This is a genomic window from Streptomyces racemochromogenes (assembly GCF_044129415.1).
In the GTDB taxonomy this organism is placed as follows: Bacteria; Actinomycetota; Actinomycetes; order Streptomycetales; family Streptomycetaceae; genus Streptomyces; species Streptomyces racemochromogenes_A.
The window spans coordinates 1-23,452 of the sequence record NZ_JBBDHD010000088.1; the positions used below are offsets into that span (position 1 = coordinate 1).

Annotated in this window: 20 protein-coding genes and 1 tRNA gene; 10 read left to right on the forward strand and 11 right to left on the reverse strand. The window is 72.2% G+C overall.

What is annotated here, in order from left to right; all coding sequences use genetic code 11:
• Window positions 1-215 precede the first annotated feature (215 nt).
• Window positions 216-3,404, forward strand: a complete 3,189-nt coding sequence (locus tag WDV06_RS26405) for a non-ribosomal peptide synthetase (RefSeq protein WP_395512277.1) — start codon at window positions 216-218, stop codon at window positions 3,402-3,404.
• Between the two features lie 252 nt (window positions 3,405-3,656).
• Here WDV06_RS26405 and WDV06_RS26410 read toward each other — a convergent pair whose 3' ends face one another.
• Both WDV06_RS26410 and WDV06_RS26415 read right to left on the reverse strand, forming a co-directional pair.
• Window positions 3,657-4,421 (reverse strand): thioesterase II family protein, encoded by a 765-nt coding sequence (locus WDV06_RS26410; RefSeq protein ID WP_395512278.1) that lies wholly within the window; start codon window positions 4,419-4,421, stop codon window positions 3,657-3,659.
• A 78-nt stretch (window positions 4,422-4,499) separates the two neighbouring features.
• Entirely contained in the window at window positions 4,500-5,807 is a 1,308-nt protein-coding gene (locus tag WDV06_RS26415; RefSeq protein ID WP_395512279.1) for an aminotransferase-like domain-containing protein, read from the reverse strand.
• 237 nt (window positions 5,808-6,044) lie between these two features.
• Here WDV06_RS26415 and WDV06_RS26420 point away from each other — a divergent pair, with 237 nt between their 5' ends.
• The 5 genes from WDV06_RS26420 (at window position 6,045) to WDV06_RS26440 (ending at window position 12,179) form a co-directional block, all read left to right on the forward strand.
• The gene (locus WDV06_RS26420) at window positions 6,045-6,848 is read left to right on the forward strand and encodes an alpha/beta fold hydrolase (protein ID WP_395512280.1); all 804 of its coding nucleotides are present in this window, start codon (window positions 6,045-6,047) and stop codon (window positions 6,846-6,848) included.
• Window positions 6,849-6,958: 110 nt separating this feature from the next.
• A complete protein-coding gene (locus tag WDV06_RS26425) occupies window positions 6,959-8,452 on the forward strand; it encodes an MFS transporter (protein ID WP_395512281.1) in 1,494 nt (497 codons plus the stop codon).
• Window positions 8,453-8,624: 172 nt separating this feature from the next.
• A complete protein-coding gene (locus tag WDV06_RS26430; protein WP_395512282.1) occupies window positions 8,625-10,604 on the forward strand; it encodes a hypothetical protein in 1,980 nt (659 codons plus the stop codon).
• A 129-nt stretch (window positions 10,605-10,733) separates the two neighbouring features.
• Window positions 10,734-11,429 carry a hypothetical protein gene (locus WDV06_RS26435; protein ID WP_395512283.1) on the forward strand — a complete coding sequence of 232 codons (696 nt, stop codon included), beginning with the start codon at window positions 10,734-10,736 and terminating at the stop codon, window positions 11,427-11,429.
• 183 nt (window positions 11,430-11,612) lie between these two features.
• The gene (locus WDV06_RS26440) at window positions 11,613-12,179 is read left to right on the forward strand and encodes a hypothetical protein (RefSeq protein WP_395512284.1); all 567 of its coding nucleotides are present in this window, start codon (window positions 11,613-11,615) and stop codon (window positions 12,177-12,179) included.
• A 58-nt stretch (window positions 12,180-12,237) separates the two neighbouring features.
• Here WDV06_RS26440 and puuE read toward each other — a convergent pair whose 3' ends face one another.
• On the reverse strand, window positions 12,238-13,161 hold the full coding sequence (gene puuE, locus WDV06_RS26445; protein ID WP_395512285.1) for an allantoinase PuuE: 924 nt from the start codon (window positions 13,159-13,161) through the stop codon (window positions 12,238-12,240).
• Between the two features lie 107 nt (window positions 13,162-13,268).
• Here puuE and WDV06_RS26450 point away from each other — a divergent pair, with 107 nt between their 5' ends.
• The 3 genes from WDV06_RS26450 (at window position 13,269) to WDV06_RS26460 (ending at window position 15,179) form a co-directional block, all read left to right on the forward strand.
• On the forward strand, window positions 13,269-14,354 hold the full coding sequence (locus tag WDV06_RS26450) for an LLM class flavin-dependent oxidoreductase (protein WP_395512286.1): 1,086 nt from the start codon (window positions 13,269-13,271) through the stop codon (window positions 14,352-14,354).
• Between the two features lie 297 nt (window positions 14,355-14,651).
• Window positions 14,652-15,062, forward strand: a complete 411-nt coding sequence (locus WDV06_RS26455) for a hypothetical protein (RefSeq protein WP_395512287.1) — start codon at window positions 14,652-14,654, stop codon at window positions 15,060-15,062.
• A 27-nt stretch (window positions 15,063-15,089) separates the two neighbouring features.
• Window positions 15,090-15,179 (forward strand) — tRNA-OTHER (locus WDV06_RS26460).
• Between the two features lie 12 nt (window positions 15,180-15,191).
• Here the strand turns inward: WDV06_RS26460 and WDV06_RS26465 are convergent.
• The 8 genes from WDV06_RS26465 to WDV06_RS26500 form a co-directional block, all read right to left on the reverse strand.
• Window positions 15,192-15,680 (reverse strand): hypothetical protein, encoded by a 489-nt coding sequence (locus WDV06_RS26465; protein ID WP_395512288.1) that lies wholly within the window; start codon window positions 15,678-15,680, stop codon window positions 15,192-15,194.
• Between the two features lie 641 nt (window positions 15,681-16,321).
• Window positions 16,322-16,912: a hypothetical protein gene (locus WDV06_RS26470; protein WP_395512289.1), complete on the reverse strand. Its 591-nt coding sequence runs from the start codon at window positions 16,910-16,912 to the stop codon at window positions 16,322-16,324.
• Window positions 16,909-18,126: a DUF7224 domain-containing protein gene (locus WDV06_RS26475; protein WP_463668229.1), complete on the reverse strand. Its 1,218-nt coding sequence runs from the start codon at window positions 18,124-18,126 to the stop codon at window positions 16,909-16,911. The genes WDV06_RS26470 and WDV06_RS26475 overlap by 4 nt, the downstream gene beginning before the upstream one ends.
• 45 nt (window positions 18,127-18,171) lie before the next feature.
• Entirely contained in the window at window positions 18,172-18,909 is a 738-nt protein-coding gene (locus tag WDV06_RS26480) for an ATP-binding cassette domain-containing protein (protein WP_395512291.1), read from the reverse strand.
• A gap of 123 nt (window positions 18,910-19,032) precedes the next feature.
• Window positions 19,033-19,440 (reverse strand): protein-tyrosine phosphatase family protein, encoded by a 408-nt coding sequence (locus WDV06_RS26485; RefSeq protein ID WP_395512292.1) that lies wholly within the window; start codon window positions 19,438-19,440, stop codon window positions 19,033-19,035.
• Window positions 19,441-19,523: 83 nt separating this feature from the next.
• Window positions 19,524-19,934: a hypothetical protein gene (locus WDV06_RS26490; RefSeq protein WP_395512293.1), complete on the reverse strand. Its 411-nt coding sequence runs from the start codon at window positions 19,932-19,934 to the stop codon at window positions 19,524-19,526.
• Window positions 19,935-21,111: 1,177 nt separating this feature from the next.
• Window positions 21,112-21,858, reverse strand: coding sequence for a hypothetical protein (locus WDV06_RS26495; protein WP_395512294.1), 747 nt, complete (start codon window positions 21,856-21,858; stop codon window positions 21,112-21,114).
• Window positions 21,859-21,865: 7 nt separating this feature from the next.
• Window positions 21,866-22,294: a hypothetical protein gene (locus tag WDV06_RS26500; protein ID WP_395512295.1), complete on the reverse strand. Its 429-nt coding sequence runs from the start codon at window positions 22,292-22,294 to the stop codon at window positions 21,866-21,868.
• Between the two features lie 397 nt (window positions 22,295-22,691).
• Between WDV06_RS26500 and WDV06_RS26505 the strand changes: the two genes are divergently transcribed.
• Complete coding sequence (locus WDV06_RS26505) at window positions 22,692-23,363, forward strand: hypothetical protein (protein ID WP_395512296.1); 672 nt, start codon at window positions 22,692-22,694, stop codon at window positions 23,361-23,363.
• The last annotated feature ends 89 nt before the right edge of the window (window positions 23,364-23,452 follow it).

Genomic DNA, 23,452 nt, shown 5'->3' on the forward strand with positions numbered 1-23,452 from the left:
CCCCCCCCCCCCCCCCCCCCCCCCCCCCCCCCCCCCCCCCCCCCCCCCCCCCCCCCCCCCCCCCCCCCCCCCCCCCGTCCGCCGGGCCCGTCCCGTCCGGCACCCAGGTGTCTTGAACCACCGGTGGGCTTCCCCGAAGGTGGGGGTGACCTGCGCGTCCCGCCGGTTTCCCGGGCCTGTCTGCTGAGGGGTTGATCTGTGTGCCTTCGTTCGGTGTGTCGTCCGCGCATGAAGGGATGTGGCGGGCGCAGGAGATGGCGCCCGACACGCCCAACCACGCGCTGACCATGTGGGACGTGGACGGAGAGCTGGACGCCACGGCCATCCGGTCCGCGTTCCTGCACGTCATGGACGAGGCGGAGGTGCTGCGCGTCAACTTCGTCGACGAGGGCGCCGGACTGCGGCTGGTCCCCCGCGCACTGGGCGACTGGCAGCCCTTCTTCCTCGACCTCTCCGCCGAGGCCGACCCCGAGCTCGCCGCCCGAGAGGCCCTGGCCGACCTGGTGCGGCAGCCCTTCGACCTGGCACGGGACCTGCTGCTGCGGCTCGGCGTGGTCCGGCTCGCACCGGCGCGCTCCCTCCTGGTGATCGCCTACCACCACCTCGTCTCCGACGGGTACGGCGCGGGCGGCCTCCTCTCGCGGCGCCTCGCTGAGGTGTACACCGCCCTCGTGCGCGGCGAGCCCGTACCGGCCCCCGAACACCCCTGGGACGCCGCCTCCTTCGCGGCCGAGGCGGTGGAGTACCTCGCCTCCCCGCGCTTCACCGAGGACACCGCCTTCTGGCGCGACTACCTCAAGGAGGCGCCCGCCCCCGCGCAGGTCCCCCGCGTGGCCCTCTCCGACGCGCAGCGCGCCGCCCTCTCCGAGCCCCTCGGCAGCGCCGACCGCTGGTCGGAAGTGGCCGAGACCATCGGCATGGTGAGCCGTACGCTGACCGTCCCGCACGCCGAGGCGCAGGCCTGGAACGAGGCCGCGCAGTCGATGGGCCTGTGGAAGTCCCAGTTGCTGACCGCGGCCGCCGCCGTCTACCTGCGCCACCGCTGCGACCGGCCCGAATTCCTCTTCTCGCTGGCCGTCGGCAACCGCGTCGGCGTGGCCAGCAGGACGCCGGGCCTGGCCGTGAACGTCGTCCCGGTGCGGGCGGCCGTCCCGCTCGGCGCGACCTTCGCCGAGGTCGCCGACGCCCTCACCGACGAGACGTACGAGATCTTCGACCACACCGCCTGCCACTACTCGGACATCCAGCGCGCCGCCGGAACCGTCCTGAGCGGCCGCGGCAGCTTCGGCGCCGTCGTCAACGTCGTCGAGTTCGCCGAACAGCTCCACTTCGGCGACAGCCCCGCCCGCTACTCGGGCGCCACCACGGGCACCTTCGAGGAACTGTCCGTCGGCGTCTACACCGACGGCAGCGCCGACAGCGACCTGTACGTCCGCCTCGACGCCCCCGCCGGCCTCTACCACCGCGCCGAACTCCGCTTCATCGGCGAGGAGCTGATCGCCCACATCCGCGCCGTGGTCGCCGACCCCGACCGGCCCGTCGGCGCCCTCGACGTCCTGGTCGGCGCCGCACGCGACCGCGTGCTCAAGACGCCCGGCGCCACGGACGCACCCCTGGCGGAAGAATCCGTTCCGGAACTCTTCGCGCGCCAGGTCGAACGCGACCCCGACGTCCCCGCCCTCGTCCACGGCGACCTGGTGCTCACCTACCGCGAACTCGACGCCCGCTCCACCCGCCTGGCCGCGGCGCTGCGCCGCCGCCAGGCCGGACCCGAGACCGTCGTCGCGGTGGCGCTGCCCCGCTCCCCGGAGCTGGCCGTCGCCCTGCTGGGCCTGGCGAAAGCCGGCGCCGCCCACCTGCCCCTGGACCCGGCGTCCCCGGCGCAGCGGATCACGGAACTCGCCGCCGAAGCCCCGGCGCACCTCCTGCTCACCGGTGCGGCCACGCCCCTCCCGGACCGCCCCGGCCTGCCCGTCCTCCTCTTCGAGGACCTCCTCGCCGAGGCGGCCGACCCCGCCCCGCAGGCCCCGCCCGCACCGCACCCCGACACCGTCCTGACCCTGCCGCACGGCTCCGCACCGGCCGGCCGGGCCGCGGTCGCCGTCACCCACCGCGCCACGGCACGGTTCGTCCAGGGCCCCGGCCGGCGGCAGGCAGGCCCCACCACCGTGCTGTGGCACGCACCGCCGACCTGCGACACGCTCGCCCTCGACCTCTGGACGCCCCTGCTCAACGGGGGCCGGGTGGTCGTGGCGCCCCCGGCCGGCCTCGACCCCGACGCCCTCGCCGAGGTCCGGGAGACCTACGGGATCACCGCGCTGTGGCTGCCCGCCGGCCTGTTCACCGCGGTCGCGGCGGACCGCCCCGAACGCCTCGCCGGCCTGCGCGAGGTGTGGACCGGCGGCGAGCGGGTGCCCGCGGCCGCGCTGCGCCGGGTCCGGGAGGCCTGCCCCGATCTGACGGTCGTCCACGGCCACGGCTCCGCCGAGACGGGCGCCTTCGCCGCCCGCCACGTCCTGGCCGCCGACGCACCCGTGCGCCACGCGGGCGCCGTCGGCCGCCCGGCCGACGGCACCGCCCTCTACGTCCTCGGCCCCGGTCTGGCCCCGGTCCCCGTCGGCGTGGCCGGCGAACTGTACGTGGCCGGGCCCGGGGTGGCCCGCGGCTACCCCGGACGGCCCGCCCTGACCGCCGGGCGCTTCGTGGCCTGCCCCTTCGGCCCGGCCGGCGCCCTCATGTACCGGACCGGGGACCGGGTGCGGTGGGGCACCGACGGCCTCCTGGAGTACGTGGGCGGCCCCGGTACCCGGGCCGAGGTCCGCGGGGTCCGCGTCGAGCTCGCCGAGATCGAGGAGGTGCTCTCCGAGCACACCGGGCTCGCGCAGTGCGCGGTGGCCGTCCGGGAGGACGGCTCCGGGCAGCGGCGGCTGGTGGCCTACGTGGTCCCGGCCGCGGGCCGCACCGTGACGGGAGAGGAACTGCGCCGCTTCGCCGCCGGGTGGCTCCCGGAGTCCCTGGTGCCCTCGGCGTTCACCGTCCTGGAACGCCTGCCGGTGACCGCCGACGGCAGGCTGGACCGGGCGGCGCTGCCGGAGCCCGCGTCCGACGGCGGAACGTACCGGGCCCCCCGGAACGACACCGAACGGGTCCTCGCCAAGGCGTTCGCCGAGGTGCTGGAGCTCGACCGGGTCGGCATCGACGAGGACTTCTTCGACCTCGGCGGCAACTCCCTGCGCGCCATCCGGCTGGTGGGCCTGATCCGCGCGGAGCTGAACCAGGAGGTGACCATCCGCCGGCTGTTCGCGGCGCGCACCGTCACCGGCCTGTCCGACATGTGGAAGGACCTCGCGCAGTCCAGCAGGCCGAGCCTGCGCAGGAGGACGAGGGACGGCGCCGTCCTCTGACCGGACGGGCGCACAGCGGTACCGGGGCGGGGGGGGCGCCGGCGCCCCCCCCCCCCCCCCCCCCCCGCGCCCGCCCCCCCCCCCCCCCCCCCCCCCCCCCCCCCCCCCCCCCCCCCCCCCGCCGCCCGCGGGCGGCGCCGCCCGCCGCCCCCCCCCCCGCGGGGGGGGGGCGGGGCCCCCGGGGCCGCGGCGCCCCCCCCCCCCCCCCCCCCCCCCCCCCCCCCCCCCCCCCCCGCCGCTGCGCCGGCGCCGTCAGGAGACGGCGGCCGCCGGGGCGAGCAGCCCCTCCACGACGGCCGAGGCGACCCCGGCCCGCTGCTCGTCGAGGTAGAAGTGGCAGCCGGGGAAGACCTCCAGCCCGAACCCGCCGGTGGTGTGCTCCCGCCACGCCCGTGCCTCCGCGAGCGTCACCATCGGGTCGCTGTCCCCGGTCAGGGCGGTCACCGGTGTGGCGAGCGGTCCGCCGCCGCTCCAGGTGTACGTGCCGACGGCCCGGTAGTCCGCCCGCAGCGCCGGCAGCACCATCTCCAGGATCTCGGGGTTGTCCAGCAGCCTCTGGTCGGTGCCGCTGAGCCGGCGCACCTCGGCCAGCACGTCCGCGTCGCCGTAGTCCCGGTAGTGGGCCCCGGACCGGGTGTGCGGAGCGCCCCGCCCGGAGGCGAACAGCCGCCGGGGGGCGGGCAGAGCGGCCCGTTCCAGCCGGCGGGCCGTCTCGTACGCGACGAGCGCGCCCATGCTGTGGCCGAACAGGGCGTACGGCCGCCCGGGCTCCGCCGCCAGCGCGCGGGCCAGTTCCCCGGACACCGCCTCGACGAGCGGCTCCAGGGAGGTGTACGGCGCCTCCCCGAAACGGTCCTGGCGGCCCGGGTACTGCACGGACACCACGTCGACGTCGGGGGCCAGCGCGAGTGCCAGGGACTTGTACGCCGTCGCCGAGCCCCCCGCGTGCGGGAAGCACACGAGCCGCGGGGCGTTCCCCGGGGCCGTGGTGTAGCGCCGGAACCAGGTGCTGTTCACCGTCGTCGCGTCCTTTCGTCCGTCGTCCGTCTTCCTGCGTCCTTCGGGTGCCGCCGCTGCCGCGCGCTGCCGCGTCCGTCAGACCGCTTCCGGCGCGAGCGCGCGCGGCCCCGCCACCGGGCGGGGGGCCGGCCCGGCGAAGGCGGGCGCGAGCGCCGGTTCGGCCTCCAGCACCGCGGCCAGCCGGCGGACGCCCTCGCGGATCCGCCCGGGCGGGGGATAGCAGTAGGACAGCCGCATCCGGCGGCCGCCGAGCCCGTTCGTGTAGAACCCGGTGCCCGAGGCGTACGCCACCCGCGCGTCCACCGCGCGCGGCAGCATCGCCCGGGTGTCCACGCCCTCCGGCACCCTCACCCACACGTAGAAGCCGCCGTCCGGCTCCGTCCACGTGCAGCCGGGCGGCAGGTGGTCCTCCAGGGCGCGCAGCATCGCGTCACGGCGCTCGCGGTAGGTCTCCCGGAAGGCATCGATCTGCCCGCGCCAGTCCTGCGTGGCCAGGTGGCGCGACACGACCATCTGGTTCAGCGTGGGCGGGCACAGCGTGGCCGACTCCGCGGCCAGCACCAGCTTCTCCCGTACCGCGCGCGGCGCCAGCACCCAGCCGACCCGCAGGCCCGGGGCGAACGTCTTGGAGAACGAGCCGAGGTACACGACGTTCTCCGGGTCCAGGGAGTGCAGCGCCGGGTACGTCCGGCCGTCGAAGCCGAGCAGGCCGTACGGGTTGTCCTCGACCACCAGCACGCCGTACGCGCGGCAGATCTCCAGGATCTCCGCCCGCCGCCCCACCGCCAGCGTCACCCCGGACGGGTTGTGGAAGTTCGGGATCGTGTACAGCATCTTCACCCGCCGCCCGGCGTTCCTCGCCTGCCGCAGCGCCGCCCGCAGCCGGTCCGGCACCAGGCCGTGCTCGTCCATCGCCACGTGCACGACCTGCGCCTGGTACGTGGCGAACGAGCCCAGCGCGCCGACGTACGACGGGCCTTCGGCCAGCACCACGTCACCCGGGTCGCAGAACAGCCGGGCCACCAGGTCGAGTCCCATCTGCGAGCCGACCGTCACCACGACGTCGTCCGGGTGGCCGCGGACGCCTTCCAGCGCCATCACCTCGCAGATCTGCTCCCGCAGCTCCGGCAGGCCCTGCGCCGACGCGTACTGCAACGCCGCCAGGCCGTCCTCGGCGATGATCCGCGCCGTCTGCGCCGCGATGTCCCGCAGCGGCAGCGCGGCCAGGTTGGGCATCCCGCCGGCCAGTGAGACCACCTCGGGCCTGCTGGCGACGGCGAACAGCGCCCGGATCTCCGAGGCCGTCATGCCCGCGGTGCGCGCGGCGTACCGGCCGAGGTGCGGGTCGACGCCGCCGTGGACGTCCTGCGGACCGTGACCCATTGCGTCTCCCCCATGTCGTCGGCCTTGGCCGAAAGCATCGGGGCCCCCGCTCGGGACCCCCTCAAGAACCCCTGGAGGGGCCCTCGACACGGGGCGGCGGCCGCTCGGGGTCCCGGTCGAACGCCGAGGTGGGAACGGACCCGCACCACCGATTCATACAAGCGTATTGAACAACTGTCATATACGTGCGTATAGTCACTCTCGGCAAGCCCGCCGCCCGAACCGAGGGAGTACGCCATGACCACCGCCACCACCGCCCGGCCCACCCGCGCCACCCTGACCGTCGACGGCCGCGCCCTGTCCTACCTCGACTTCGGCGGCACCGGCCGCCCCCTCGTCGCCCTCCACGGCCACCTCTCCGAGGGCTCCTCCTTCACCGCCCTGGCCGCCGCCCTCGGCCCCGAGTGGCGGGTGATCGCCCCCGACCAGCGCGGCCACGGCGACTCCGACCGCGCCCCCGAGTACACCCGCGCCGGCTACCTCTCCGACCTCCTCGCCCTCCTCGACCGCCTCGGCATCGACCGGGCGGTCTTCCTCGGCCACTCCCTCGGCGCGATCAACGCCTGCCACCTGGCCGCCGAACGCCCGGAACTGGTCGAGGCCCTGATCAACGTCGACACCGCCGCCGACCTCCCCGACCACGGGGCGAGCCCCCTCTCCTTCGTCCTGGGCTTCCCCTACACCGCGCCCACCCGCGAGGAACTCGCCGCCGCCTGCGGCCCCCTGGCCGCCGTCCTCGGCCCCGTCCTGCGCCCCCTGTCCGACGGCACCGGCTGGCGCCTGCCCTTCCACCCGCAGGACACCGTCGACTCCGAGAACCTCGTCCACGGCGACCACTGGAAGCAGTGGCTCGCCACCGACTGTCCGGCCCTCCTCGTCCACGGCCTGCGCAGCCAGGTCCTCCCCGCAGACCAGGCCCTCGCCATGGCGGCACGCCGGCCCCGCACGGCCTACCGCGCCCTGGACGCCGACCACTTCGTCCAGCAGGCCGACCCCGAGGGCTTCGCCGCCGAGGTCCGCGCCTTCCTCGCGGCCCTCTGACCGGAGCCCTTGCGTACAGCGTTCCGTTCCGCGTACGGTGTTCGCATCAAGCAACGCCGTACGCGCACCGAGCGCCGGCACCGCCGTGCAGCAGAGAGAGGGACCCACCCATGGAAACCCGCCGCAACCCACGCCGCTGGTGGATCCTGATCGTGCTGTGCCTGAGCTCGCTGGTCCTCGTCGTCGACTCCATGGCGCTGACCGTCGCGGTCCCGTCCATGACCGCCGACCTCGGCGCGAGCGCCCAGGACACCCAGTGGATCCTCGACTCCTACATCCTGGTGTTCGCCGGCCTCCTGCTCACCTCCGGCAGCCTCGGCGACTGGTTCGGCCGCCGCCGGATCATGCTGACCGGCCTGCTGCTCTTCGGTGCCGCCTCGCTCGCCGCGACCTTCGCCGACGACCCCGCCGAAGTGATCGCCGTACGCGTCGCCATGGGCATCGGCGGAGCGCTGATCATGCCTTCCACCCTCTCCCTCCTCGTCACCGTCTTCGACGAGGAGGAGCGGCCGAAGGCCATGGCCGCCTGGGGCTCCGTCGCGATGCTCGGCCTGGTCGGCAGCCCCGTCCTCGGCGGCGTCCTCATCGACCGGTTCTCCTGGCACTCGATCTTCCTGATCAACGTCCCCGTCGTCGCGCTCGCCGTCGTCGCCGCCCTCACCCTCATGCCGGAGTCCAAGGGCCCCTGGCAGAAGCCCGACCCGCTGGGCGCCGTCCTCTCCGCCACCGGCATGACCGCCCTCGTCTGGTGGATCATCGAGATCCCGCAGCACGGCGCCTTCGGCGGCCGCTCCCTGCCCACCCTCGCCGTCGCCGTCGCCGCCCTCGTCGGCTTCGTCGCGTGGGAGAACGCCACCGACTCCCCGATGGTCCCGCTCGTCCTCTTCAGGAACCGCGACTTCAGCGGCGGTTCGCTCTCCCTGACCCTCGTCCAGATCGGCAACGGCGGCCTGCTCCTGGTCCTCACCCAGTACCTGCAGTTCGTCCTCGGCTACTCGCCCCTCAAGGCCGGCCTCGCCTTCGTCCCGCTGGCCGTCGCCGCGCTCGCCGGCAACGCCGCCGGAGCCGGCCTCGCCGCGAGGACCGGCCACCGCCCCCTGGTCGTGGCCGGCCTGCTGGTGATGGCCTCCTCGTTCGCCCTCCTGACCACCGTCTCCGCCGACACCGGCTTCACCGTCCCGGCCGTCGCCCTCGGGCTCCTCGGCCTCGGCGCGGGCCTGGCCATGCCGGCCGCGGTGGGCGCCCTGATGGCCACCATCCCCGAGGAGCGGGCGGGCGTCGGCTCGGCCCTCAACGACACCATCCAGCAGGCCGGCACCGCCCTCGGCGTCGCCATCCTCGGCTCCCTGCTCACCAGCGGCTACGCGCAGCGGATGCCGGCCGGGGCCCCCGCCGAGGCCAGGCACTCGCTCGCCGGGGCCCTGGCCTCCGCCCACGGCGAAGCCGGCCCGGTCCGCGCCGCCCGCGAGGCCTTCACCTCCGCGATGGCCACCACCTTCACGTTCAGCGCCGCCGGCCTCCTCGCCGCCGCCCTGCTGGCCGCCGCCGTCATGCGCGGCAGGAAGCCGGCCCCCACCGCCCCGGAACCCCGACTCGCCGCCTGACCTCCCCGCCCGTGAAGGCCGGTACCCCCCCAGGGGCACCGGCCTTCACGCGCACGGGCCGCCTTTCGGACAGCCGCCCCACCCCGATATGGACGCGGCCGGCCCCACCTGTTGCACTCGCAGGCCCGGCGGGCGCAGACCGCCACGGACCGCGGACACCAGGGGGAACACCATGGCCAGGGCAGGACGACCACAAGGAGCTCCGAAGGGCCGCTCGCGGGCCGCCAACGAACTGGCCGAACTGCTGAGACAGGTCACCACCGGCCTGACCGTAAGGGACCTGGCCCAGCGGTTCGGGGGAGGCAAGACGGCCTGGAGCGAATACCGTTCGGGCGCCCGGATCATCCCGCTCGGGCGCCTCGGCCTTGTGGTCGGGGAGTGCGTCCGCGACCCCCGCAGCCGCCAGCGGCTCCTGGCCAAGGCCCGGACGCTGCACGCCCAGGCACTGACCGCGGACGCCGAGGCCGAGGCCGAGGCCACTCCCGCACCGGGCCTGGAGGAGGCACTGCGCCGGGCCCAGGAGGACCTGGCCACCTCCGGCCGTCTGGTCGAGGGGCTGCTGTCCCTGATGGCGATGCTCCGGGATCAGGCCAAAGTCGCCGAGCCGGACGACGCACCGGACGCCACCTCCGCACCCGGGCCACACGCCTCCCCGCCCGAACGCCTACGGGGCCGGCTGGACGAGGCGCTCGACCAGCTGGTCACCGCCCGGGCCGCCGAGGAAGCCGCACGCCGGGCCGTCTCCGAAGTCCGGGCCCGGCACGAGGCCGCCGCACGCCGCGGGCTGCCGGCCCTCGCACCCCCACCCTCCGACGCCCCCGGAACCGACCCGGGCGAGGAGCCGGAGGAGGAGCCGCCCCCGACGGCCGACAAGCCCCTGTCCACGGAACTGATCCGGCTGCGCCACAGCCTGGAACAACAGCGCGAGGACGCCACCTGGCTGTGGGAACGGACCCGGGCCGACCGGGGCGCCCACGAGTTCGTCGAGGGCGTCGTCCTCGAACGCCTCGACACCCTTCCCGCGGTCCCCGCCGCCCCCTCCGTCCCCGCACTCCGCCCCACCGGGCCCGCCAGGGCCCCGACGGCCGTCCCGGGGGCCCTCCTCGCCCTCGTGGTCATCGCGGCAGCCACCCTCACCGGGGTCCTGGTGAGCCACCGGCACACGTTCCTCACCGCCGAAACCCCCCACGTCCAGCCCCTCCCGCCGCACCGGGCGAGCCCCTCGGCACCCCCCGCGACCCCCTCTCCCGCCCCTCCCCCCTCCCCCTCGTCCACCCCCGCCCCCCTCCCCTCCTTCCCCGGCCCCCTCCCCGCCCCGGGTACCCCGGCCCCACCGGCCCCCGACGCCCCGGCCCCCACCCCGCAGTCCCCTCCCGGCACCGCCTACGCCGTCTCCCAGGACCGGCGCAGCGTCCTGCGGTGGACCGCCCGCGACGGCTCCTGGAAGGTCATCGGCCCCGCGGCCGAGAAGGTCTACGCCGGCGCGGCCGGCCTGTTCGCCACCCACACCGGCGACGGCCGCATCTTCAAGTACGACGAGCCTTCCAGCTCCTGGTCCCAGATCGGCTTCCCCGGCGACCAGTTCGCCACCGCCGGGGACGCCCTCTACGGGATCACCGAACACCGGGACGCCGTCATGCGCTGGACCGGCCAGGGCACCGAATGGGTCCGCATAGGCACCGCCGCCGCCCGGCTGTACGCGGGTGGCGCGGGCCTCTTCGCGACCAGCCCCGACACCGGAGCCCTGTTCCGCTACACGGGCTTCGGCGACGACTGGGTCGACGCGGGAGGCCCCGGAGCCGACTTCGCCGTCGGGCCCGACTACGTGGCCCGGATCTCCCCCGACGGCCGGGAGGTCTGGCAGGCCGACGCCAAGGGCAGCAACTGGCGCCGGATCGGCGGCCCTGCCCGCAATCTGTACGCGGGCGGCGCCGGCCTCTTCGCCGTCGACACCGCCACCGGCCGGATCCTGCGGTACGACCACGTGCCGGACGTATGGACCCCGATCGGTACCGCGGGCGTCGGCCTCGCCGTCGGCGCCGACTCCGTCTACCGCATCGGCGCGGACCTGGCCGTCTCCCGCTGGACGGGCCGGGGAGCCGAATGGACCACCCTCGGCATCTCCGCCAGCTCCCTCGCCACCCCCGGCTGAACTCCCCACCCCGCCACCGTCGTCCACCCGGCGCGCACCACCGACCCGAACGGACCCCGCGGCCCCCGAGCCCCACCGCTCCGGGGCCGCCGTCCCGCTCCGCGGCCGCATCCGGAAGAATGCCTTCCCATGATCGCGCGCCCCTCGGACGACCTCCCCGCAGCCTTCGCCCGCCTCGGAGGTGAGGAGGACGCCCGTGTGTGGGGCGAGTTGTGGGACGACCTGTGCCACCAGGGCTCCGTCTACGACGACAGCTTCCCCGCCCTCCCGTACCTGGCCGCGATCGCCACCGGCCGCGCCCCGGGTGCCCCCCTCGACGCGGTCCTGATGGCGGGCCTCATCGTGTCCGCGGCGGACGGGGAACGCACCGCCCGCTACGCCGGCGAGACCGCCGCGCTCCTCCCCGTCGCCCGCGCCCTCCTCGACGCCGCGACGGACGACGCCCCGGCCTTCGTCTACCTCCTCCAGTGCGTCCTGGCCTTCGAGGGCGAGCGGGTGTGGAGCGCCGGCCGCCTGGAAGGCCTGTTCGAGCAGGAGTACGAGCTCGACTGCCCCGCCTGCGCCTCGGCGCTCTTCGTCGGCTTCGGGGACCACCACGCCTTCGCCCCGGACGGCGACCCCCTGGAGGCCGACCCGGCCCGGGCGGTGCTCCTGCCCGCCGACCCGGCCGCCCTCGAATCGCTGCCCGCCCGCCTGCACCGCACGGCGACGCGGGCCGGCCACGAGGACATCGCCCGGGGCCTGACCCACCTCTTCGGCCGGGCCGCCTGCCCCTCCTGCGCGACCGCCTTCACCGTCTCGGACGAAGTCCGCAACAACCCCTGATCCCTGTGGCCTGTCCGCCGGACAACCGCGTTGTCCACCCCCTCCACCCCGCTGAGCTGCGCGGACGTGATCCGGACCGTCCGGCCAACCTCCGCGCCGGGTCAGTCTTCCGGCGGACGGGGCGCCGACGGGGCGCCCCGCCATCCGGCCCACCCGGTGGGACCGGACGACCAGGGGAGATCCATGTCATCGACGCGTATCCGCCTGGCGGCGCTCGCCGCCGCCCTGCTCGGCGCCCTCGCCGTGGCAGGCCCGGCCCAGGCGACCGACACGGCCGCACTCTCGCAGACCGCCTTCTCCGCCCAGGCCAGGTCGGCGGGTCTGAGCAGTGCGCAGGCCAATGAGCTCCAGCGCACCGTGGACGCGAACCTCGCGGCGACCGGCGGCCGACAGGTCGGCGCCAACAAGATCGCCCTGGGTGGTGGAAGTTACCGCCTGCTGACGCTGCCGGGCGAGCAGCGTGCCCGTGACCTGGACGCTCCCCGCAGCCTCGCGGGCGAATGCCCGTACGGCTACGGCTGCCTCTGGTCGGGCACATGGTTCACGGGCAACGTGGACTACGTGTACGAGTGCGGCGACCGGCACATGAACAACTACACGGGGACCGGCTCCTGGAAGAACAACCAGCCGTCCAAGTACCGGATGAAGTTCTACGACCGCAGCGGCGTCCTCCGCTGGACTTCCCCCGGTGGTCCCAGCTCCGACCCCCAGGCGGACTGGAACTGGGTGGGGGCAGTCGCGGCCTGCTGATCCGCAGACCGCACACCGCACACCGAGGGCCTCCCGCCGCCCCGACGGCAGGAGGCCCTCACTCCTGCGGCACCTCCCCCCGCGGCGGATGCGCGGCGAGCCAGTGCCGAGCGATCTGCTCCCGCGTGGCCACCCACCCCCCGCCGAGCTGCGCGACGTGCCGCAGGAACCCGTCGAGCGCCCGGATCCGCCCCGGCCGCCCGATGATCCGGCCGTGCAGCCCCACGCTCATCATCCGCGGCCGGTCGGCCCCCTCCGCGTGCAGCGTGTCGTACGTGTCGACGAGGTACGCCAGCATGTCGTCCGCGGTGGTGAACCCGTGCACGATCAGGAACTTGAAGTCGTTGGCGTCCAGCCCGTACGGCACCACGAGCCGCTGCCGCCCGCCCACCCCGACGTAGAACGGAAGATCGTCCGAGTAGTCGTCGGAGTCGTACAGGAACCCGCCCTCCTCGGCCACCAGCCGCCGCGTCCGCGCACTCGTCCGCCCGGTGTACCACCCCACCGGCCGCCGCCCGACCAGCCGCCCGATCGTCTCGACGGTCCGCGCGATGTCGGCCCGCTCCACCTCCTCGGGCACGTCGCGGTAGTCGATCCACCGCCATCCGTGCCCCGCGACCTCCCACCCGGCGGCCCCCATGGCCCGCGCCGCCTCGGGGTTGCGCTCCAGGGCCTGCCCCACCGCGAAGACGGTCAGCGGTGCCCCGTGCGCCCCGACCGTCCGGTGCACCCGCCAGAACCCGGCCCGCGCGCCGTAGGCGAACATCGACTCGGCGTTCAGGTCCCGCCCGCCCACGACGGCCGGCGCCCCCACGATCTCGTGCAGGTACCCCTCGGATCCGTCGTCCCCGTCCAGGACGCTGCGTTCGCCGCCCTCCTCGTAGTTCAGCACGAGGCTCACGGCGACCCGCGCCCCGCCGGGCCAGCCCGCGCGGGGCGGTTCGGCCCCGTACCCGACGAGATCACGCTCATACCCGGACACGGCCCGCACCCTACCCGCACATCCCACGCCACGACCGCCGACAGGCGGGAATACCCCACCCGCCCCCCGGTTATAGTTGAATAATCAACAACCCTGGAAGGGGAGCCATGCAGTTCGGGATCTTCACCGTCGGCGACATCACCGCCGACCCGACGACCGGACGCGCGCCCGGCGAGCACGACCGCATCAAGGCCATGCTCACCATCGCGCAGAAGGCCGAAGAGGTCGGCCTCGACGTCTTCGCCACCGGCGAGCACCACAACCCGCCGTTCGTCCCTTCCTCCCCGACGACGATGCTCGGCTACATCGCCGCCCGCACCGAGAACCTCATCCTCTCCACCTCCACCACCCTCATCACCACCAACGACCCGGTGAAGATCGCCGAGGACTACGCGATGCTCCAGCACATCGCCGACGGCCGCGTCGACCTCATGATGGGCCGCGGCAACACCGGCCCCGTCTACCCCTGGTTCGGCAAGGACATCCGCGACGGCATCGACCTCGCCATCGAGAACTACGCCCTGCTCCGCCGCCTGTGGGACGAGGACACCGTCACCTGGGAGGGCAAGTTCCGCACCCCCCTCCAGTCCTTCACCTCCACCCCCCGCCCCCTGGACGGCGTCGCCCCCTTCGTCTGGCACGGCTCCATCCGCTCGCCCGAGATCGCGGAACAGGCCGCCTACTACGGCGACGGCTTCTTCCACAACAACATCTTCTGGCCCGCCTCCCACACCCGGCGGATGGTCGACCTCTACCGCGAGCGCTACGCCCACTACGGGCACGGCACCCCCGAACAGGCCATCGTCGGCCTCGGCGGCCAGGTCTTCATGCGCGCCAACTCCCAGGACGCCGTACGCGAGTTCCGCCCCTACTTCGACAACGCCCCCGTCTACGGCCACGGCCCCTCCCTGGAGGAGTTCACCACCCAGACCCCCCTCACCGTCGGCTCCCCGCAGCAGGTCATCGAACGCACCCTCTCCTTCCGCGACTACGCCGGCGACTACCAGCGCCAGCTCTTCCTCATCGACCACGCCGGCCTGCCCCTGAAGACCGTCCTGGAACAGCTCGACCTCCTCGGCGAAGAGGTCGTCCCCGTCCTGCGCAAGGAGTTCGCCAACCTCCGCCCCGTCGGCGTCCCGGACGCCCCCACCCACCCGTCCCGCACCACCGCGGCCGCTACGCCATCGGAGTGAGGAACGAACGACCCACCACCGACCGAGGCCCGCGCCGCCGACGGCGCCGCGGGCCGCCCGGTCGGCGACCCGAAAGCCGACCCGCTCGTCGCCGACCTGATCGACAACAGGCAGCCCGACGGCGTCAACCCCCTGTTCCGCACCCTCGGCACCCTCACACCGGCCATGACCTCTCCACCCCCCCCGCCCCGCCTGGCCGAGTTCCCGAAGCAGGCCGCCGCCCCGCCGTAGGACTGGCTGGACGCAGACACCAAGGCAGCCGAGTCCTTTGTCGCCCACCACCACGGCGAGCCGTCCATGCTCCAGGGCACCGTCGGCCTGATCGGCACCCACCTCTCCCCGACCGGCACGTTCACCCTCCGCTCGACCGGCCACCTCGGCGGCGCGGGGTGCCCGGGCAAATGGTCCAAGCCGGACGACGGCGTCTTTCTACCCGCCGGGCGCCAACGACGCGTTCGTCGCAAGGTCCGCCACGCCCTGTCCGACAGGTACGCCGACATGGCCGGCCTGCCCAAGAGCGTCCTGGCCACCGCCGCGAAGCCCCTCGCCGCCGGCCACGACCTGGTCAGCGGCATCGCGCAGAAGGCCACCGGCGTCAACCCCTACAAGGAGACGGCCCCCTACGCACCAGGACCTCCACGACAACCGCTGAAGTCCCCCACGCGTCAGCACCCGGTCAGCACGCATCATGCAATCTGGTTCCTGTGACCGAGCGGGAAACGGCCCGGGCCACAGGGAGAGGTGCCCGGAGCGGCTGATCGGGGACCGACCACGCGTCGTTCGGGTTCTCCGGAACCCACGCAGGTTCGAATCCTGCCCTCTCCGCCCCCCACCCGGCTACCGGCGTGTCGCGTGCATCTCCTGGAACAGCTCGAACTCGCCGTCCGCACCGGCGCTGAACCCCTGCCAGTGGAACGAGGTCGGCGTGACGTCGGTGAACGTCCAACGTGAGCGCCGGCCCTCGGAATCCGTCCCTTCCTGGACCATCCCACCCGCCCCGTCGGGCCGGCCGACCTGGGCGAAATAGGAGGGGAGCTTCGGCGAGATCCACGTGATCCGCCAGAGCCCGGTCGTGACGTCGTACATGCGGACGGTGGTGCCGGGGAACCGGTCGTGGAACTCCGGGCAGAAGAGGACGTCCTGCACCGCCCGCCCACCGAGCACCCAGCCGAAACGCCACTCGCCGCCCGCGGTACTCCACCGCCCCTCCCCGGAACGGTACCGGTTGCTGATGTTCCAGGTTCCGACGAGACGCCCATAGAGCATCATCGCCTCCGCATGCTCCGGATCCGGACCGTCAGCAGCCAGCAACTCCAGCATCGACACCGTCATCAGAACCCCAGACCTCCCGTCCGATCACGTCGGGAACCCAAGCAGAGGACATCGGCACGGTCAAGAATCCCAGGCGGCTGGTGATCCCACTGTCGATCTCGAAGCAGCCACGGCGCTCTTCGAAGGCGCCAGCGGGGGGACCGCACCTGCCCCCCAGGAACGACCGGCCCGACAACCGGCGGCTCGCTGCCACCGGAGCACCTGCCCCGGGACGGCGCCCGGAAGAGGACGCGATGCACGCTGCTCGGTACTTCAAGCGCGCACTGGGCACCAGCCCGGGCCGCTACGCCCGCAGCGGCCCGGCCCGCCATCTGACCGGTTCACCTGGCTGAACCGTGTCGAGCCAGACCTTGCGGACGGTGGGACGCCAGCCCGCCGGGGCGCGCCTCGCGCCGCGCCGAGGCGGCCTCCGGATACGTGACCCCGCGGCCGACCAGGCGCATCATCAGGAGCTGCCTCAATCCCCCTGCGATCCGCCCTCCCTCTCGGCCGACCCGGGCCCACTCAACGGGACTGATGCCTGGCCCGTGGTCGGCGGCTCCTTTCATCTGGAGACCACACGACGGACCGCTGCGCCTCAACTCATCTCGGCATGAGAATGAGGAGTGCGGCGTCGATACGCGTAGGGCTGTCGTTCAGAAAGTGCCGCGCGGCTGCTTGAGGCAGCTGAGCGTAGTCCCGGCAAGGAGGACTGCGATACCGGCGACCAGGGCGGGCACGCTGGTTGAGGGGTGCAGGACGACAGCCCACGGTTGGGCTCCGCGTCCCCCGCTCTTCCAGCCTCCAACGGCGAGGATCAGGGGTATGGCGGTGAGGACTGGGGCTGCGACCCGGGCCCCGGTGAGGGGGTTGAGGATGAGTGCCAAGCCGAGGTAGAAGACTGTGTTCCGGCCGATCGCCAGGGCAACGGCTTCGGCGCCCATGAAGTGTCCGAGAACGGCCATGCCGAGTGTGAGGACCGCACAGACAGCGGCGAGGAGGGTGTCGAGGCGGTGGACCGCCCGCACGGCGACCGTTTCAGTTGCATTTCGGGCGCGGCCTGTGAATGCAAGCCAGATCACGGCCGGGGTGACGGTGATCAGTGCGCCGAGAAGGAAGTGTCCGGCTCCGCCGACCATTGCGGGCACCGGGATGCGGCTCTGCCCGAAGGCCAGGCCGGCCCCGGCCGTCGCAGCGGTGACGGCGGCGAGGGTGGGGACGTTGCGGGATGCGGCCCACCAGTTCACCGGCTTGCCCCTTCAGGATTCAGCGTCGGATTCTGGTCACAGCCGGTGAGCGCGGTCCGGTTCGTCTCGTACCAGGCGTGTTGGCGGTCGGAGGGCAGCGTGAGGATCTTGTGGGCGAGTTTCGCGTCGTCGGGTGAGATACGGCCCTGGACCGGCGCCGGGGGCGTTTGGGTGGCGATGGCGGTCAGCCAAGCGGTGAGTGGTCCCCGGGCGGGATACGCAGGGTACTTGCGGCTGGCGCGGGCGCACTCGGGTATGGGGGGCAGGAGCGTGTTGGTGAGGTTGGCGGCCACGTCCTGCTCGCACACTTGGCCCTTGCCTCCGAAGTGGGCCTGTCCGGGCTTGAGGTCACGGTTTTGGGTGAAGGAGGCAAGCACGGGGAACCCGGCGCTCTGCAGGCGTCCGCTGTAGGTGCGGGTTGTGGCCACGATCCTGGAGCGGTCCGGTGTCTCGGGCCACAGGCATACCTCCGGGGCGCCGGCGGTGTCGCAGACCAGTGCGTCGGGGTTCCGGTCGGTGACTGGGCTGTAGCTCAGGTTCACCACCAGGTACACCGAGGCGGCGGAAGCGGCGACCAGTACCGCCAGGGGCTTCCAGCGGCTGGCCTGGGCGATGACCAGGAGGGAGGCGGCGATGATTCCGCCGGTGAACAGGAGCGGCCCCCACACAGCCGCAGGGTCGATGACGGACCCGATTGAGCAGCAGCTGTCGTAGGCACCCGCGACCAGGTGGCGAGGCCACGGGGTGTCCCAGGATCCGGGGAACGCGGTCAGGCAGAACCCGACGACCATCGCCAAGGGCGCGGCCGCAAGGTGCGGAAGAAGACCGCCCAGGAGGTATCCGGCGAGCGTAGCGGCTGCCATCAGCATCGCAAACACCACGAACATGCCCAGATGGGAGAAAGGCGGCAGCGTTCCCGCCGCGGAGACCCCGATGCCGACCGCGATCAGCATCCCGGCCACTCCCATCACCCATACGGGCGCGAGTAACGGCAAGGCGATGGCGAGCCGGCTGCGGGAAGGAGTCTGCCCGAAGACGTTGCCCCGGCGCAGGCGAGCGCCTTCCCACGCTCCGCTCGCCGCGCACGCGGCGGCGGCGAACGGGATCGTGTAGGAGGCGTTGCCGAGGACGGATGGCCCGTACCCGTGGACGGTGCCCGCTGTGATCGGCTCCGACAGGAGCAGCAGGACGTAGCCGGCGAGAAAGACGAGCATGAGCACGGCGGAGGAGGACCGAAGGAGAGTGGCGAGGCGCATCGGTCAGATCTCCCGTCCGACGAGCATCGCGTAGGCGGCCTCGGCCTGCTCGCGTCCGCCCGTGGTGGCCGGCGCCAGGGCGTGGAATTCGGCAGGGCTGCCCTGGAACCTGACCCGGCCTTGGGAGAGGACGGCCACGTGCGTGTACAGATCGGCGAGGTCTTCGGTCTGGTGCGTGGAGACGACCACCTGGACGCTGCCGACCAGGTCGCCGACGAGTTCACGGAAGACCAGGCGCTGTGTGGGGTCGAGGCCGGCTGTCGGTTCGTCCATCAAGATCAGCTCACTGCGGTGGGTCAACGCCCCGGCGATGCCCATACGGCGCAGTTGGCCGCCCGACACCTGGTGACTTCTGCGCCCCGCGAGGGGGGTGAGGTCCACGCGGCGCAGCGCTTCCCTGGACGCCTTCCACGCCAGATCCTTCGGCATGCCCTTGAGCCATCCCGCATAGGCGACCTGCTCGCGTACGGTCAGTCCGGGCATGGGGGTGATTTGCTGGGGTATCCACGCCACGCGCTTGCGGTAGGCCGTCAGATGGCGGCCCTTCGCGACACCTCCGTCAAACGTGACCGACCCGGAGGAAGGAGACAGGTGGGAGGCGGCGATGGCCATCAGCGTGGACTTGCCGGCTCCGTTCGGTCCGAGGAGGACCGTTGCCCGCGCATCAATGTGGAGACTGAAGTCATTGAAGACGGGGGTCTTCTCGTACCTGAACGAAATGTGATCAAACACCAGAGGCATGGATGAACGCACAATCCGCCACCCCACTGCCAGCGGGTGGCTTTGGTTATGGGATGGTGGGTAGTGCGAGGGTCCCGGTGCTGAATCCACCGGGACCCTCGTACTACTTATTCAACGACCGTACTACCAGCCGACCTTGACGTAGTCGACCGAGAGGTACGTGCCATGGGACACGTCCGTCAGCGCGAAGTAGTAGTTGCCGGCGTCGTCCGGGTCGCCGTAGTCGACCCACCCGCAGTAGTTCGTTCGGGTTCCCTTGGAACGGTCCGGAGCGTTGGGGACGTCCTTCCACAGCTGCAGCCCGGCGTAGTTGAACCCGCCGCCGCCGTCCGCGTGGCAGCCCGAGAAGTAGATGCCCGTGTAGTCCGAGCTGCTGTTGTTGTCCCACCAGCGGTGCGACTCGTTACCCGCCCGCCACGAGTTGATGGACGACTCGAACTGTCCCTCGGCGTGCGCCGGGATCACCGAAACCGCACCCAGCAGCGCGGCACCGGCTATCGTCCCGGCCCACGACTTCAAATCGATCTTCACTCGATCCCTCCCTGTTCCTGTTACCGCCCCTGCCGGGCGGCACCATCGCGGGTCGTGAATCCAACCCGTCGTCCGGCCCTCCGCTACCAGCCGACCTTGACGTAGTCGATGTTGATGTAGTCGCCGTTACCGACGTCCGAGAGCTGGAAGTAGTAGTTGCCCGCGCTGTTCGGGTCGCCGTAGTCCACCCACCCGCAGTAGTTGTCGCGGGTGCCGAACTTCCGGTCCGGGGCGCCGGGAATGTCCTTCCACAGAGTCAGCGACGCGTAGTTGTAGCCGTAGCGCTCGTCATCGGAGCGGCACCCCGAGAAGTAGATGCCGGTGTAGTCCGAGCTGCTGTTGTTGTCCGTCCACCGGTGAGACTCCGTCGGAGCCGTCCACCACGAGATGTGGGACTCGAACTGTCCTTCAGCGCTCGCCGGCGTGATGCCGGCGACGCCGAGGAGCGCAACACCCGCCACCACGCCGGCCGCGTTCCTGCGCCGTGTACTCATCAGTTTCCCCTTCCCCTGCTCATCGGCCCTGTGTCAGGGCATGACGGAGGGAGGAGACGTTGTGCGATGCCTCCCCCCGAGGCGAACCGAACGCTAACCACGGAACGTCGCATTCTGCGAAAAATTGTTCGTGTATGGCTCAAATCGACACCAACTCGGAGCCCACGCACAGCAGGTCACAGCTGCAAGCCACCGTCTATCCCGCCTCACGCGCCCCACTGTGCTTTGGCCGAGACGCATCGTCTCGCTAACCCCCTCGCAACCCCTCGCTGACGAGGCTCAGGACCAAGGTTGCCTCCGCACACGAAGCCCACCGGGCCGTGGGGTATTCGGCCCACATCCGTCCCGGCGCCAGGTAACCGCTTCCGCAACCTTGGCGGTCCAAGGGGTGCTGCGCCGGGCTGGTGAAGCGGCGTCGGCCAACAGTTGCTGCCGCGCCGGGCCCGGCATGATGCGCAGGGACGTTCCTGCGGTGCACCACGCCACCTCCTCGGGTGAGGTGCCCTCCGGGCCCCTGTCGGTAGGTGCTGGTAGCCCGGTACACCGGCGTACGTGATCAAGAACCTGCTGCGGTGCGGGCCTGCCCGCGCTCGCCCTCTGCGCCCCGCCCTTGCTGTCCTCCGCCCCGTCAGCACACTCCGCGCCCGCCGCCGGCCTCGGGCCGGCGGCGGCGGGCTCGGCCGGCGTGCCCCGCTCCTCCCGCTCTCCGAGGCGATCGGCCGGCTCCCGGTGGCCCCCGAGCATCGCGACGGCTACCGACGCGACCTGGAAAGCACTGGAACCGCGGGCTGAACGCCTCGGACGGCTGCGAAACGAGGAAGGAAGTCATCCCCTCCGAAGCCGTCGAAGCGCCGCAGGTCGCAGCCGACTGCAAGCTGACCGCCGGTCGTCGTAACCGACGCCGCCCGCCTCGATGTCGACCACTTCGTGCCGCTCGCAGAGGTCTCGGAGGTCTGCGATTCCGAGCGCACGCCCTGGTCCCCGGCGCGGAGGGAGGCGTACGCGAAGGGACACGCTGGTCGTGGTCTCCGCCGCCTCCAACCGGTCCAGGGCCGACAGGGACCGGCGGAGTGGCTGCCGTCCGACGCGTCCTACCTCTGCACCTACGCGGGACACGAAGCTCCGCTCGACGCCAATGAGCGCCAAGCCCTCCTCGGACTTGGCCGGCCTGCCGTTTTCACCAGTGGGTGAGGTCGAATACCTGGGAACAGTAGGGGTCGGTCTGGTCGGAGGGGTTGTAGCGGAGTTGGTCTTCGGCGATGAGACCGGGCAGGGCTGCTGCGAGGCCGGTGATCCCGGCCCTGGGTACTCCGTGCGCATCTCGCAGAGCGACATCGATTCCGTATGGGGCCGCCTGGGCGTTGCCGGTGACGTAGAGGCGTGCTCGCGAGGAGTCGAGGAGCAGGAAGCCGAGCAGGAGGAGGTCTTGCTCGCCGGTGTCGGTGACTGCGGTGAGGGCGGTGGCGGCAGCGTGGAGGGAGTCGGTGATGTCCAGGGCGGTGGGGTGGGCGTCGAGGAACTCGCGCAGGGTTTCGCTGGGCATGACCGGGATGCCGTACGCGTCCCGGACGAGGTCGGCCTCGGTCTGCCGTTCTGGGGCAGGGTGGCGCACCAGGTGGCGCACGGCGGCCACCAACCGGGCGGCGGGGATGTCGTGGCCGCCGCGGTCGAGCAGCGGCACGTCATATGCCTGGGACGTCGTCAGCCTGACGCCGTCCCAGACGACCACGCGTACGACGTCGGGCTGTTGCGGAAGGGGGAGGACCGCCCGGACGACGGGTCCGCCTCCAAGGGGAGTCGTCGTGCACCGGAGCATGGCCCTGACCAGGGTGGCCTGCAGCCGCGCGAGTCCCTCGCTCCGCCAGGGGGGAACCGGAGCCGGCTGTGGGTCGTCGCCGAAGGGCGTGGGGGACGGTGGTGTCATGTTTCGTTCACCGCGTCCGGGCACCTGTTCCGTGACACCCGCTCACAGTAGGCAGTGACACGCCGTCCGCGGTCTTGTAGTCGTACTGGGCAATGACCTTGATGCGGGCGAGGATGGCCCCGAGGCGGTTGGTGAGCACCCCTCCGTACTCGCGTCGCGCACCCTTCTTCACGGGGTGCTCGCTGGTCACGATCTTGATGACTTTGGGGTCGCGGATGTTGTGCGGTCCGGAAAAATGCTGCCAGCCGAAAGTGCTGTTGCCTTCCCGTGTCGGGATGGCCTTCCCTTCACCGTCGGTGCTGACGAACCTGACGACGCTCCAGTGGCTGGCGCCTGCTGTTGCAAGGGTTCGCGCGGGCGGCGTGGCGGCGGTTGCCAGACCGGCGGCCTGGGCACGGTCCTTCCCGTACGCGGCTGCGTACTCCTCATCAGACATCACGCTGAGATCTTCTTGTCCCCGCGGCAGGGTGCGCGAGGCCGCTGGCGGAGCAGCGGCAAGAGCCCCCAGGAGCGTGGCACCTGCAGTGGCGAGGACCACAGTGGTGCAGAACCGGACGGTCAAACAAGCCTCCTCGGGCGAACCCATGAGGACGGAAAGTGTTGTTGCTCCCAAGGATGGAACAGCAGTGTCGTCGCAAGCGGGCCGCACTAGGAAGTTCACCCGAGTTACGCAAAGCCAGGGCACAGGGCTCTGTCACCAGCGTGTATCCGGACTAATATTTTGAAGCAGCCGAGCAGTAAAGCTCCCGTGAAAAACTCGGTGCCACTTCGTAGGATGGTCGCCACGGGCAGGGCTCTGGTTCCCTGCCCTTGTGTGAGAAGGAATGCCCCCAGTGGAACCGAAATCTCGACGAGAGCTCCTGGCGGATCTCTACGGGCATGACCAGGACGCCCACTTCGATGCCACCCAGCTCCGACAGGGCCTGGCCCACCACATGCCTCTGGCCCTGCTCGACAAGGTCATCGCGATGGTTGAGGTGACAGGGGACCCAGCAGTCGATCTTGAAACAGTCACGACACTCCTTGACGGCGCCCTTGAGGAGACCGCATGTCAACCGCCAAGGAACGAAACGGCCGAGAACGCCCGGCAGCAGGCCGTACAGAACCCGTGGACCCCAGCCCATCAAGCGGTCGAATCGAGTGACCACGCCACCCTGACGCGACTGCTCGACGGCGGTGCCGACGTGAACGAAGTCTGCTGCGGGCAGACCCTCTTGATGCACGCCATCGACCTCGAAGGCGACTCCGCTCTCCAGTCAGGACAGCCGATCGACAGTGCGCTCACCGCGATACTCCTCGCGTACGGCGCCGATCCCGGCCTGGTTCTCAGAGGCAGGACGGCCCGAGACCTGGCCCACACCTACAACCACGACATGGCCATCCGCCTCCTCGACCGGTTCCACCCCCACCAGCCAGCTTCCCGCACAACAGGCCTTACTCCTGGAGGCGAAGCCGGAAGGAGCACAAAGGTCGGGCAGCGAAACCGCCCCGCCCAACAGGCCTAAGAAGCAGCCCCCGTGAAATGAGATCACCTCCGAGGGAGCGCAGCGGATGCGGATCAGTCCTTCCTGGTTCGCAGCCTGGCACAAGGACA

What these genes read in the sequence shown, in the direction of transcription:
- WDV06_RS26435 (WP_395512283.1), top strand. Translation starts at nt 10,734, where the DNA reads ATGATCGCGCGCCCCTCGGACGACCTCCCCGCAGCCTTCGCCCGCCTC.
- WDV06_RS26500 (WP_395512295.1), bottom strand. Translation starts at nt 22,294, where the DNA reads ATGTCTGATGAGGAGTACGCAGCCGCGTACGGGAAGGACCGTGCCCAG.
- WDV06_RS26475 (WP_463668229.1), bottom strand. Translation starts at nt 18,126, where the DNA reads ATGCTCGTCTTTCTCGCCGGCTACGTCCTGCTGCTCCTGTCGGAGCCG.
- WDV06_RS26415 (WP_395512279.1), bottom strand. Translation starts at nt 5,807, where the DNA reads ATGGGTCACGGTCCGCAGGACGTCCACGGCGGCGTCGACCCGCACCTC.
- WDV06_RS26440 (WP_395512284.1), top strand. Translation starts at nt 11,613, where the DNA reads ATGTCATCGACGCGTATCCGCCTGGCGGCGCTCGCCGCCGCCCTGCTC.
- WDV06_RS26420 (WP_395512280.1), top strand. Translation starts at nt 6,045, where the DNA reads ATGACCACCGCCACCACCGCCCGGCCCACCCGCGCCACCCTGACCGTC.
- WDV06_RS26450 (WP_395512286.1), top strand. Translation starts at nt 13,269, where the DNA reads ATGCAGTTCGGGATCTTCACCGTCGGCGACATCACCGCCGACCCGACG.
- WDV06_RS26430 (WP_395512282.1), top strand. Translation starts at nt 8,625, where the DNA reads ATGGCCAGGGCAGGACGACCACAAGGAGCTCCGAAGGGCCGCTCGCGG.
- WDV06_RS26455 (WP_395512287.1), top strand. Translation starts at nt 14,652, where the DNA reads ATGCTCCAGGGCACCGTCGGCCTGATCGGCACCCACCTCTCCCCGACC.
- WDV06_RS26490 (WP_395512293.1), bottom strand. Translation starts at nt 19,934, where the DNA reads ATGAGTACACGGCGCAGGAACGCGGCCGGCGTGGTGGCGGGTGTTGCG.
- WDV06_RS26480 (WP_395512291.1), bottom strand. Translation starts at nt 18,909, where the DNA reads ATGCCTCTGGTGTTTGATCACATTTCGTTCAGGTACGAGAAGACCCCC.
- WDV06_RS26425 (WP_395512281.1), top strand. Translation starts at nt 6,959, where the DNA reads ATGGAAACCCGCCGCAACCCACGCCGCTGGTGGATCCTGATCGTGCTG.
- WDV06_RS26495 (WP_395512294.1), bottom strand. Translation starts at nt 21,858, where the DNA reads ATGACACCACCGTCCCCCACGCCCTTCGGCGACGACCCACAGCCGGCT.